The sequence below is a fragment of the Clostridium coskatii genome (assembly GCF_001675205.1).
GTDB lineage: Bacteria > Bacillota > Clostridia > Clostridiales > Clostridiaceae > Clostridium_B > Clostridium_B ljungdahlii.
The window spans coordinates 1-11822 of the sequence record NZ_LROR01000014.1; the positions used below are offsets into that span (position 1 = coordinate 1).

General features: G+C 31.0%; 12 protein-coding genes and 2 riboswitches. Of the genes, 6 read left to right on the top strand and 6 right to left on the bottom strand.

What is annotated here, in order from left to right; genetic code table 11:
* Nucleotides 1–149: 149 nt before the first annotated feature.
* A complete protein-coding gene (gene ilvB / locus CLCOS_RS00175) occupies nt 150–1826 on the top strand; it encodes a biosynthetic-type acetolactate synthase large subunit (protein ID WP_013238990.1) in 1677 nt (558 codons plus the stop codon).
* Between the two features lie 51 nt (nt 1827–1877).
* Here the strand turns inward: ilvB and CLCOS_RS00180 are convergent, their stop codons facing one another.
* Together CLCOS_RS00180 and CLCOS_RS00185 are read right to left on the bottom strand one after the other, a co-directional pair.
* On the bottom strand, nt 1878–2669 hold the full coding sequence (locus CLCOS_RS00180) for an ECF transporter S component (RefSeq protein ID WP_013238989.1): 792 nt from the start codon (nt 2667–2669) through the stop codon (nt 1878–1880).
* A 131-nt stretch (nt 2670–2800) separates the two neighbouring features.
* Nucleotides 2801–2917: riboswitch (THF riboswitch) on the bottom strand.
* A gap of 80 nt (nt 2918–2997) precedes the next feature.
* The gene (locus CLCOS_RS00185; protein WP_013238988.1) at nt 2998–3384 is read right to left on the bottom strand and encodes a hypothetical protein; all 387 of its coding nucleotides are present in this window, start codon (nt 3382–3384) and stop codon (nt 2998–3000) included.
* Between the two features lie 171 nt (nt 3385–3555).
* Here CLCOS_RS00185 and nifS point away from each other — a divergent pair, with 171 nt between their 5' ends.
* Both nifS and mnmA read left to right on the top strand, forming a co-directional pair.
* Nucleotides 3556–4725, top strand: coding sequence for a cysteine desulfurase NifS (nifS, locus tag CLCOS_RS00190; protein ID WP_063602390.1), 1170 nt, complete (start codon nt 3556–3558; stop codon nt 4723–4725).
* A gap of 32 nt (nt 4726–4757) precedes the next feature.
* The gene (mnmA, locus tag CLCOS_RS00195; protein ID WP_063602407.1) at nt 4758–5834 is read left to right on the top strand and encodes a tRNA 2-thiouridine(34) synthase MnmA; all 1077 of its coding nucleotides are present in this window, start codon (nt 4758–4760) and stop codon (nt 5832–5834) included.
* Nucleotides 5835–6128: 294 nt separating this feature from the next.
* Here mnmA and CLCOS_RS22675 read toward each other — a convergent pair whose 3' ends face one another.
* Complete coding sequence (locus tag CLCOS_RS22675) at nt 6129–6380, bottom strand: hypothetical protein (RefSeq protein WP_063602391.1); 252 nt, start codon at nt 6378–6380, stop codon at nt 6129–6131.
* Nucleotides 6377–6841 carry an aminotransferase class I/II-fold pyridoxal phosphate-dependent enzyme gene (locus CLCOS_RS22680; protein ID WP_063602392.1) on the bottom strand — a complete coding sequence of 155 codons (465 nt, stop codon included), beginning with the start codon at nt 6839–6841 and terminating at the stop codon, nt 6377–6379. The genes CLCOS_RS22675 and CLCOS_RS22680 overlap by 4 nt, the downstream gene beginning before the upstream one ends.
* A 56-nt stretch (nt 6842–6897) precedes the next feature.
* On the opposite strand from CLCOS_RS22680, the gene CLCOS_RS00210 reads away from it, so the two are divergent.
* A complete protein-coding gene (locus CLCOS_RS00210) occupies nt 6898–7176 on the top strand; it encodes a hypothetical protein (RefSeq protein ID WP_063602393.1) in 279 nt (92 codons plus the stop codon).
* 46 nt (nt 7177–7222) lie between these two features.
* On the opposite strand, the gene crcB (CLCOS_RS00215) is transcribed toward CLCOS_RS00210, so the two are convergent.
* A complete protein-coding gene (crcB, locus tag CLCOS_RS00215) occupies nt 7223–7585 on the bottom strand; it encodes a fluoride efflux transporter CrcB (RefSeq protein ID WP_063602394.1) in 363 nt (120 codons plus the stop codon).
* 27 nt (nt 7586–7612) lie between these two features.
* On the bottom strand, nt 7613–8068 hold the full coding sequence (crcB, locus tag CLCOS_RS00220) for a fluoride efflux transporter CrcB (RefSeq protein ID WP_063602395.1): 456 nt from the start codon (nt 8066–8068) through the stop codon (nt 7613–7615).
* 48 nt (nt 8069–8116) lie between these two features.
* A riboswitch (Fluoride riboswitch) is annotated at nt 8117–8176 on the bottom strand.
* A 161-nt stretch (nt 8177–8337) separates the two neighbouring features.
* Here crcB (CLCOS_RS00220) and CLCOS_RS00225 point away from each other — a divergent pair.
* Both CLCOS_RS00225 and CLCOS_RS00230 read left to right on the top strand, forming a co-directional pair.
* Nucleotides 8338–9153, top strand: coding sequence for a DUF166 domain-containing protein (locus CLCOS_RS00225; protein WP_013238980.1), 816 nt, complete (start codon nt 8338–8340; stop codon nt 9151–9153).
* Nucleotides 9154–9372: 219 nt separating this feature from the next.
* On the top strand, nt 9373–11790 hold the full coding sequence (locus CLCOS_RS00230) for a VIT and vWA domain-containing protein (RefSeq protein ID WP_063602396.1): 2418 nt from the start codon (nt 9373–9375) through the stop codon (nt 11788–11790).
* The last annotated feature ends 32 nt before the right edge of the window (nt 11791–11822 follow it).

The window sequence follows — 11822 nt, forward strand, 5'->3', positions numbered from 1 at the left end:
GTTTGGTGAGAGATTCAATTATAACATGAAATTAGGGGGTCATTGTTTTTTTATTTAAAAAAACTTTGTAACCCTTGATATATAAAGAATATTTTTAAAAAATAGTGTAAAAAACTTTACACTAACATAAATAAAAGGGGGACTTAGATATGAAAATAAAGGGAGCTGAAGTACTATTAAAATGTATGATGGAGCAAGGTGTAGATACTGTATTCGGATATCCGGGAGGAGCTGTTTTACCTATTTATGATGCACTATATGCTGCTAAGGGAAAGATAACTCACATATCGACTTCACATGAACAAGGGGCTGCTCATGCTGCAGATGGATATGCAAGATCTACAGGAAAGGTAGGAGTTGTAATTGCAACATCAGGGCCGGGAGCTACTAATACGGTTACAGCAATTGCTACAGCTTATATGGATTCCGTACCTATTGTAGTATTTACAGGACAGGTTGCGAGAAGTCTTCTTGGAAAGGATTCTTTTCAAGAAGTAAATATTAAAGATATTACTGCATCCATAACTAAGAAAAGTTGCATTGTAGAAAAGGTAGAGGATTTAGCTGATACTGTAAGAGAGGCATTTCAAATTGCAGTTAGTGGAAGACCAGGACCTGTAGTAGTAGATATACCTAAAGATGTACAATCAGCTGAAGTAGAATATGAGCCTTTTAGAAGTAAGCTTTCTGAAATTAAAGAAAAGAAATATTTTAATTTAAATGAGTATGGAGACAGTTTAAATAAGGCAATAGATATGATAAATAGGAGTGAGAGACCTGTAATTTATTCAGGTGGAGGAACTGTCACATCAGGAGCTCAAAATGAATTGATGGAACTTGTAGAAAAAATAGATTCACCAATTACCTGTTCACTTATGGGAATAGGAGCTTTCCCGGGAAACAATGAATATTATATGGGTATGGTTGGAATGCATGGAAGCCGTTGCTCAAATTATGCAGTAAGTAATTGTGACTTATTAATAGCTATAGGAGCTAGGTTTAGTGATAGGGTTATAAGCAAGGTAAGTGCCTTTGCTCCAAAAGCAAGAATAATACACATAGACATTGACCCTAAGGAGTTTGGTAAAAACGTGGATATAGATGTAGCAATAAAAGGAGATGTAAAAGAGGTACTTCAAAAGATTAATTGCAAGTTAGAAAAGGCCGACCACAGGGATTGGATGGAGAAAATAAAACAGTGGAAAAGTGAACAGTGTGAACCTTTTAAAGAATGTAAATTAAGTCCTAAGTTTATAATGGATACCTTGTATAATCTTACAGGAGGAGAATGCATAGTTACTACAGAAGTTGGCCAAAATCAAATTTGGACTGCACAATATTTTAAATTCTTAAAGCCAAGAACATTTGTATCTTCAGGCGGACTTGGAACTATGGGCTTCGGACTTGGAGCTTCTATAGGAGCATCTATGGGTAATCCAGGGAAAAAGGTAATAAATGTAGCAGGGGATGGGAGCTTTAAAATGAATTCTACAGAGCTTGCTACTGTTGCCAAATATAAGCTCCCTATTGTACAATTGCTTTTAAATAATCGTGCATTAGGCATGGTATATCAATGGCAGGATATGTTCTATGGAAAGAGGTTTTCAAATACAGAACTTGGACCAGATGTTGATTTCATGAAACTTGGAGAAGCGTATGGTATAAAGACTTTTAAGATAGAAGACAATAGCCAGGTAGAGAAATGCTTAAAGGAAGCTCTTGACTTAAATGAACCTGTAATTATAGAATGTGATATAGATAGGAAAGAAAAGGTATTTCCTATTGTACCTCCGGGAGCGGCTATATCGGATTTAGTAGAAGAGTAAACAGAGAAATAAAAAATGGGGACATTTGTTTGACCCCATTTCTTTTACGTTTTAAGCTTTTTTTACTACCCTACCTTGAAATAAGCTATAACAGTACATAATCATACAGGTTATATAGGAATTTACTATAGTCATAAGAAGAGCCTCAATTATTCTAGGTATCCATAAGAACATAAAGCCTTTGGCAATGAGAGCAGGAGTAAATATAAGCAATATATAAGTATTTATAGTGCATATTAAAATTCCAGATATACCAATTGCAATTATTAATTTAAAATAATTGTTATTTACAAAATCATAGGATTTTACCATACTTTTCTTAATAAATACATTTATTATAAATATAATAACGCCTATAGCACCTATTAACATAAGCCCGGTACTAAGGTATTGAGATTTTTTCCCTAAAGATGATAGTAGTTGTCCTAAAGTAGTATGATATGCAAATTTCATTATGATAAAATTAAAAAAACCTACTACTAAGAGCAATCCAAAGAAAGCAATATAACAATTCCTTACTTTATATTCTTTAGCATTTTTAATATATCTCCATATAAGTGCAGGCAAAATACCAGCTGCTATATTAGTTATAGTAAACAAAGGGATGTATCCACCCATAGGTCTTATTATATAGCCAAGTATATCGATTAATCCACCTGAAATTCCCCCATATAATGGTCCAAATAATATGCCAGGCATTATATAACATATGGCGTCAAAACTTATTCTCATAGTGAGTATGCCACCTGCAGCTATTGCTATAGAAAACGATCTCAAAACAACTGCGACGGCAACAAAAACAGCGGTAGTAACAAGAAATTTTGTGTTCATTCTACTTTTCATACTTTTTACCCCCAGTGTTATAATATTAAATTAATTTACACAGAGCAAAAAATCTACATAGAAACACCTCTTTTCTCTTTAATGTAGTCACATTAAAGAGAAAAGAGGTAAGTACAAAATCTCTTTAATGTAACAGCGGAAGCAATATCACATCGTAAGCTTTAAATTATAAAGTAAAATTATTTAAGCTTTTCGTTTAGAGACAACCTCCCATTCTCTAACACTTTACGCGTAATATTTACTCTGCTACCTTTGTCTTAATTATACAAAATAATTCCATTATTGTCCACACATTTTGTATAATTTCTAACTTTTCAAAATATTACTTTTATTCAATTAAATCCAATACATCTCTATAGACTAAAACATTTGATATACCAGCATAATATCTTATTATTCCATCGATTACTGTTATAGGTGGTTCAAATCCTTTTTTTATGGTATCCTCTACTTTTATAGATTCTTCATTTATAGGAGTGTTTTTACCTAATTCTATAAAGTGAATATCTACATTTTCCTCCATATGATTTATAGTTAGAAAATTTATTAGATTGTAGTATAAGTCTAAGGTTCTTACCTGTATTGTTTTGCTGCCATTAGTAGATTTACAGCCTTCACATTTTCCAGAACAAGCACTGTGTTTGTTATTACAGCGATCACCAGTTATTATAGCATCCTTATTTCCATATATATTAATTTTAATTTTTGAACCCATAGTTTAAATTCCTTCCTAATATACTTGATAAAAATTATAATATCATAATTTAAGATTTTTATACAATTAACTATAGTTGACAAAAGCAATATTTAAAAATATGATATAGTATATTATAGTATATCACTATGATTTCTACAGAAAAAGTACACTTTGATAGGAGAGGTAATAATGAAAACAGAAATCTATATGGATTATGCAGCCACAACTTTTGTAAAACCAGAAGTAGTAGCAGAAATGCGTCCATATTTTACCGAGTATTTTGGCAATCCATCCTCTATTTATCACATATCTAGAAAAAATAAAATGGCTATAACTGAAGCTAGAGGAAAGATAGCAGATGCCATAAATGCAAATAGAGATGAAATATTTTTTACAAATGGGGGTTCTGAATCTGACAACTGGGCTATAAAGGGAATTGCATCTGCAAATGAAGGTAAAGGAAATCATATAATAACTACAGGTATAGAACATCATGCAGTTATAAATACCTGTAAGTATTTAGAGGAGCATGGTTTTAAAGTAACTTTTCTTCCTGTAAATGAATACGGAATGGTTAATTTAAATGAAATTGAAAAAAGTATAACAGATAATACTATACTTATATCTGTTATGTTTGCAAATAATGAAATAGGTACAATAGAACCTATAGAAGAAATAGGAAGTATTTGTAGAAAAAAGGGAATATTGTTTCACACGGATGCAGTTCAAGCAGTGGGAAATGTACCGATTGATGTTAAAGCTATGAATATAGATTTATTGTCTATGGCGTCCCATAAATTTTATGGACCTAAAGGTATGGGAGCTCTTTACATAAAAAAGGGAGTTAAGATAGATAGTTTAATTCACGGTGGAGCACAGGAAAGGGGAAGAAGAGCAGGAACGGAAAATATTGCAGGAATAGTTGGAATGGGAAAAGCTATTGAAGTTGCTGTAAAAAATATGGATAGAGAAAGTAATAGATTGATTTATTTAAGAGATAAGTTAATTGAAGGACTTTTAAAAATACCTGGCACTAAACTGAATGGTGATAAAAACAATAGACTTCCAGGTAACATAAATGTAACTTTTAATTCTATAGAGGGTGAGATTTTGGCTATGGCTTTAGATGGAGCTGGAATATGCGTGTCTACTGGAAGTGCTTGTTCAGCAGGGGCAATAGAACCATCTCATGTACTTACAGCTATAGGATTATCAAGAGATGCAGCAAAGGGTTCATTGAGGCTTACTATAGGAGCAAATACTACAGAAGATGAAGTGGACTTTGTTGTAAATGAAATAGGTAATACGGTTTTAAAATTAAGAGAAAATAATAAAAAATGGCAGCAAATAAAAGATTGATTAAAAATACTTTGATTAGAATAGGTGATAAAATGAATAAGAAAGTAGTAGTAGGTATGAGCGGTGGAGTTGATAGTTCCGTTGCAGCATATCTTTTAAAAGAGCAAGGATATGAAGTTATAGGAGTTACAATGCAGGTATGGCAGGATGATAAATATTATGAAGGAATGGAAGGTGGATGCTGTTCTTTAAGTGCTGTAGATGATGCAAGACTTGTAGCGTATAACCTAGGTATTCCATATTATGTTATGAATTTTAGAAATGAGTTTAAAAAGTGTGTAATAGATTATTTTATAGATGAATATACAAAGGGAAGAACTCCAAATCCTTGTGTAGCGTGTAATAAATACATAAAATTTGATGAACTTTTAAAAAGAGCTATGGATTTAGGGGCAGATTATGTAGCTACAGGACATTATGCTACGGTGGAAAAAGTAAATGATAGATACGTACTTAAAAAGTCAAAGGACAGTAAAAAAGATCAAACCTATGCATTATACAATTTAACCCAGTTTCAATTAGAACACACTTTAATGCCCTGTGGAATTTATAAAAAGGAACAAATAAGAAAAATAGCAAAGAAGATAGGTCTAGCAGTTCACAATAAAAAGGACAGTGAGGAAATATGTTTTATTCCAGATAATGACCATGGTTCCTATATAAAAAGAGTTGCTCCCAATAAGGTGAAAGAGGGAAATTTTGTAGATAAGAATGGTAAAGTCCTTGGAAAGCACAGAGGAATTACTTACTATACAATAGGACAGAGAAAAGGACTTGGAATAGCATTTGGAATTCCAATGTATGTCATAGATATAAATCCACTTAAAAATGAAGTTGTTCTTGGTGGAGAAAAAGATATTTTTAAAAACAAATTAGTTGCAAAGGACTTAAATTTTATGCCTTTTGAAAAATTGGATAAACCTATGAGGATACAGGCAAAGATAAGATATTCAGCTAAGCCTGCTGATGCACTTATAAGTGCTATAGACGAAGACAGGGTTAAGGTTGAGTTTGATGAAAATCAAAGAGCTATTACAAAAGGACAGTCTGTAGTATTTTATGATGGAGATATCCTTGTTGGTGGAGGAGTTATAGACAGCTTACATTAGAGTTTGCAAGTTAAAAATTACTTTATTCTCCGGATATTTTTTACAACCTTCAGCCCGTTAAATATTTTGATAAGTCTAAGCAAAAAATTCTAAAAAAATCTAAGAAGTTTTGAAAACTCGTACCTCAAACAATTCAAAACTTCTTAGATTTTTTACGAATTTTTAACTAAGACTTATGTACAAAATATTTAAATGTGCTTCATTATTGTAAAAATATCTCTGCGAATAAAGTAATTTTTAAGTTTGAAACTATATAGATAAATTAAGAAATGGCAGCTAGAAGAGGATTAGATATTAAATAAGCCAAGCTTTTTTTAATATCTGAATGCCTTCTTTAATTTGTATTTCAGTCAAACCACCAAAACCAAGTAAAATCATAGGAAATTCATTTGGTACACATTGATCATAATGAATTGAAGTTGGATAGACTTTTACTTTCATTTTATGAGCAGATTGAATTAATTCACATTCTGTCATTCCGCTTTTAACTTTTAATAAAATATGGAGTCCTGATTCTGATCCAATGATTTCGACTTTTCCTTTCATATACTTGTCAATTGAAGAAAGAAGTATTTCATGTTTTTTTCTTCATACCATTTCAATAACTCTAATCTTCGAGAAATCGGCATAATCATTTCATAGGGAAATTGATGAGAAGGTGTAACATAAACCACTCTAGCAGAACTTTTCTTTAAATCGTTTATGCAAATACCATCTTTATCTATTGAGATAGGATGAATATCTATGCCCTGGTCTTTAAAAACGGTTCTTACCCTATTGTATCCAGGGTTTTCAGTTACATATGGATAATCTTTGCCTAGCAGCATACATAGCAATATAATTAAATATTGAGTACCTGCTCCAATAATAATTTGTTCTGGAGTGCATCTAACACTTCTTGATTGAAAAAGATATTTAGATATCTCTCTACGAAGAGATTCCTCTCCTTGAGGTTCACCTACTAATAAGAGACTGCTTTGCTCTGAATATAAACATTTGTTTGTCAATTTTATCCATGTGAAATAATGAAAGTGTTGATCCACAACTTGAGGAGTTTGGAAAGATGGGAAAACAATACTACGATGATTCCGATTTTGTAAGTAGAATGTCAGAAGAGTTAGCGTCTATGTCAGAGGAACTTACAGCCACAACTGGACAGGTAGGTGAAGCTGTACAAAGTATGTCTGAAACAATACAAAAGTCATCAGAAAGTGCGAAGCTAGTGGAAACAAAGATAAGTAAAACTACGAAGTCAATAACACAGCAGGTGGTTTTGACTGCAAAATGGCAATCAGAACTTACTCAAAATCTTAATGAGATAGTTAACAAATTTAAATTGTAACCTTTTAATAGTAGCTTTCTTTATCTCAATAACTCCTGATTTTTAATTAAAATCCTGCATAGTATGTTATTCTAGTTCCAAGGGCATAGAATGCTAGTCCAATTAGTGTTGTCATAATTACATATGTATATCCATGTAATTTATACTTTAACTGGAAAAGTTTAAAATCTTCGTACATAAAGGAAGAAAAGGTGGTATAGGCTCCCAAAAATCCGTCACACAAAAGAATATAGAAGTTTCTAGAAATGTGAGAGCTGCTAAGTATTCCAAGCAGCAAGGCTCCTGTTATATTTATGATAAAAGTTCCTAGGGGAAATAGGGACTTAAATTTTTTATTTACCAAGTTCCCAAGACAAAATCTAGCTAAGCTCCCAATTATACCGCCAATTCCAACTATTAAAAAGTTCATTTTTACGTCCTCCTGTTATATTATATTTCAAATGGAATTTCCTTTGTTTTTACAATCATTATCCTCTAATTCATTTAAATCAACAGAGTAGTTGAGGTTCAATTTTGAAACTAACTTTATGGAAGTAAATTCTCCAAGATAAGCAAAGGCAAGTCCTAAAATTAAAGAAATACAAATATAGCATATAGCTAAAATAAGGTGGTTTGAATTTATAAGTGATACAGTTTCTTTGCATAAGGTAGAAAAGGTAGTATAAGCCCCTGCAAATCCCGTACATATTCCTAACTTTATATTTGAAGATACAACTGAAGTATAAACAGCAGCAGTGGTTACAAAGGCTAAAATAAAGGCTCCTGTTATATTTATAAATAAAGTATTTATAGGAATTAAGCTTAAATAGGTACTTACTTTTATATTTTCCAATGCAAATCTTAAAATTGCACCTAAAAAACCACCTATTCCTATGTAAATATATTTTTTCAATTTGATACCTCCTGTGAATTTGACTACAAAAAATGCTCCTACTTTTTGATTAAAGTAGGGGCTATCAGCCATAAGCAATTAAAGGTGAGCTCCATCACCTATAAAATAGATTTCTACAATATATATTTTATTATACTACCTACAATATATTTTTTGCAAATGCAAAATATATAAAAGCGTAACAACGGTTACAGATAATTTATATAGGATAATGTATCATATTAATTGGGTAAGTTATATTTGTATCTTTTATATAGGGGGGAAAAAGTTTGAAAATACTTATAGTTTGTTCAAAAAAGAGTGGAAAGTTGCCTGAAAATGAATTTTACACAAAAACTGACAGCAGATTTGCAGGTGCAAAATTTATACCACATATAAAAAATTATAAGGAAGCTTGTACTGTATGCGGTAAGAAATGTGTTTGGTGTAGAGGAAAATATGAGTTGAATTTTAAAGAGAGTGTAAGCGAAGTAATTGAACTTCCAGATATATATGAATTATTTGAAGACAATCCATTAAAGTATCTGCCACAAAAATTTAAGAAACATGATGCAGCTGTAATTATAGGAGTACATGAAGATATAATAATTGAATTGCCAAAAATAATAGCCGAAAGTGGTGGAAAAGCTATGATAGTTCCCTGTGAAAGTGGAAGCTGGGTATCAAAATGGACCAGAGAAAAACTTATTGAGGAATGTGAAAAATATAATCTACAGTATGCTTTTCCTAAACCTTTTTGCACATTGAAATATGGAAAATTTCCTCTCATAAATGAATTTATTGATTTCTTTAAAATAGGAAAGCCCAAATTTAGACTTTATGTAAATGATGAAGATGTGATAGAAAAAGCAGAAGTTATAATATCCGCACCTTGTGGAAATGGGTACAATATTGCAAGACATCTTTTAGGAAAAAAGTTAGGAGAGGAAGCAAAGAAATCTGTGGCAAAATTTTGGCACAGTTATCCATGTCTCGGAGATATGCATGTAGATCCAGAACTTGGTGATACTCCTCTTCATATAAGTGGATATACCCACTATGCGGCTCTTGAAAATGCACAAATAATTAGAAATAGCAAAGTTTAAGTAATTACCTCTGATTTTAGAATTAAAACTAAGATCAGAGGTAATTTTATTTAAAATAATTTACCATATATATGATATAATAATACAAAATAGATATTTTTAGTATGAATATATTATTAAGATGTGGTAAATATATAGTTAGTAATTATTTTTAATGGAAAATAATATTTAATATGTATTTTTGTAGATAAAGTGAAATTGAAAAGGAGGTCAGGATATATGTTATCTTATGCTAATAAAGATACTAAAATTGATGAGGGAATTTTATTAAAAAAAGTTAATATTAATGGAAATTTATGTGCAGGGTATGGTGAGATATTTATAAATCAGATTTATCAGAATTGCAGTAATGAAAATATAGAAGGAGTGTACATTTTCCCGCTTCCAGCTGCAGCTATAATATCTGGTTTTGAAGCAGAAATAGGTGGAAGAGCTTTAAAGGCAGTAGTTGAAGAAAAAGATAAGGCACTTCAGATTTATGAAAATGCAAAATTGCGAGGAGACAGCACTTTTTCCCTAGAAGAATTCAGTCCCCACTTATTTAAAATAAGCATAGGAAAAATAATTTCCGGAGAAACTGTTAAAATAAAACTTTCCTACATAGAGGAACTAGATTATAAAGATAGTACATTTAAACTTACAATACCTGCAATTTCACAACCTAAGATAATAAGAAATAGATCTAAAATCGAAGAGCTAAAGGATAACTTGGTAAATAAATTAGGTATAAGAAAAACTAAGGAAGAGAACTTTGAATTTAAAGTAAACATAATAGTGGAATCATTGAGTAAAGTTGATTTTAGGTGTCCCTACCATAATATAAAGGTGGAGAGGGAAGGTGACACAGTAGCTAAAATAAGCTTAGAAGAAAACTATTATTTAACAGATAAAGATTTCATATTGTTTATAAGGGAAAGAGAAACCTTAGAAGCAGATGGAATGATATATGAGTATAAGGAAAATGATGAGGAAAAAGGGATAGTTTATATGAGAATGATTCCTAAACTTGACCCCTATGAAGAAGATATTACAGAACATTATGTATTTTTAATTGATATTTCAGATACGATGAAAGGTGAAAAGCTAGAACAAGCTAAAAATGCACTTCAACTTTGTATAAGAAATCTATCAAAAGGAGATACTTTTGACATGATAGCCCTGGGGAATAAGCTAATTAGTTTTTCTCAAAATGGACCGATAGAGTTTAATGCAGATTCATTGAGAGAAGCATCTAAGTGGATAGATGGTTTAAAAACGGAAAAAGATGCGGATATATTTGGAGGAATAAAATACAGCCTTGAAAATGAAGGATCTGAAAATACTATACTTCTTTTTACAGATGATTCGGTAGAGGATGAGGAAAAAATACTTTCCTATGTGAATGAAAATATTGGGGATAATAGAATATTTACTTTTGGAATAGATTCTTGTGCAAATAATTATTTTTTGAATAAGTTAGCCCATGAAAGTTATGGAAAAGCAGAATTTATAGATATAGGTCAAAGAATTGAAGATGTGATTTTAAGGCAATTTAATAGAATACAAAGTCCTCAGGTAGATGGTATAGATATAGATTGGGGAAGGTTACAAGTTAATTCTACTTATCCAAGGACTATTGAATATATGTATGATAGAGAACCTTTTTCTATATTTGCAAGTGTTACTGGGGAAGTAGAGGGACGAATAACTTTAAAAGGTTATGTAGATGGAAAAGAATATTTGAGAAGGATAGATATTGATAATTTTAGTACAGAGGAAAATGCCAGCTTACTTAGGAAGGTTTGGGCTAGAAAAAAGATGAAATCTCTAGAAATGAATATGAAAGCACAGAGGGGACAAGAGAAAGAAGAAATGAAAAGAAAGTTAATAGAACTTTCTAAAAAAAGTGGCTTCATAAGTCCTGAAACTACTTTTATATTGATGGAATTAAGAGAAGAACCAGTACTTGGCATTCAGCTTAAAAATATAATTCCAATAAAAGTAAATGAAAGCACTTTAGGTGAAAAAATAGATGAAAATTTAGAAAGTGGTTTTTTGTATAGAAGTTTTACCGGTGATAAAGAAGAGAAAGAATATGACAGTGACAATTCATATTTGGATAAAAAGTATACTAGAGAAAAACTCATACGAATAATAGCTAAAAATCAATTTGCAGACGGGGCTTTTGTGGATTATGAAGATAGTAATCTAGAGGATAAAATAGAAACCACTTCTATGGTAATGCTGGCATTTATAATTGGAAGGGAAAATATAGACATATATACAAATCAACTAAATAAAGCTGCAAATTTCATATGTGACAGTTATGATCAGGTTGATTTTAATGTGAGAGATGATATTTTAGAAATGTCTATTCTGGCACTAAATAATATAAAGAAGAAAAAAATACTAAAGGACAAATATGTTTTAAAAGTTGATCATATAATAGAGAGATTGTGTGAAAGTTTATATCCTAAAGAGGATACAAAGCACATATTAAAGAATTTAATGGATAATTCCTTTAAAAGAAATGTAGCATCTCTTTTTAAATCAAGCGAAGATGGAAAATATATAGAAGAAGAAATAACTATAGTTGAGGAGAGAAATTCCATATTTAATATGTCAAAATTGGCAGTACTTAAGGCACTAAAGAATTAAAAAGAATCATTAGGTGGTATATATTGATATAA

Coding starts and splice junctions, on each gene's coding strand:
- CLCOS_RS22675 (WP_063602391.1), bottom strand. CDS start 6,380: ATGAAAGGAAAAGTCGAAATCATTGGATCAGAATCAGGACTCCATATT.
- mnmA (WP_063602407.1), top strand. CDS start 4,758: ATGAATAAGAAAGTAGTAGTAGGTATGAGCGGTGGAGTTGATAGTTCC.
- nifS (WP_063602390.1), top strand. CDS start 3,556: ATGAAAACAGAAATCTATATGGATTATGCAGCCACAACTTTTGTAAAA.
- CLCOS_RS00180 (WP_013238989.1), bottom strand. CDS start 2,669: ATGAAAAGTAGAATGAACACAAAATTTCTTGTTACTACCGCTGTTTTT.
- ilvB (WP_013238990.1), top strand. CDS start 150: ATGAAAATAAAGGGAGCTGAAGTACTATTAAAATGTATGATGGAGCAA.
- CLCOS_RS00185 (WP_013238988.1), bottom strand. CDS start 3,384: ATGGGTTCAAAAATTAAAATTAATATATATGGAAATAAGGATGCTATA.
- CLCOS_RS00230 (WP_063602396.1), top strand. CDS start 9,373: ATGTTATCTTATGCTAATAAAGATACTAAAATTGATGAGGGAATTTTA.
- crcB (WP_063602394.1), bottom strand. CDS start 7,585: ATGAACTTTTTAATAGTTGGAATTGGCGGTATAATTGGGAGCTTAGCT.
- CLCOS_RS00210 (WP_063602393.1), top strand. CDS start 6,898: ATGGGAAAACAATACTACGATGATTCCGATTTTGTAAGTAGAATGTCA.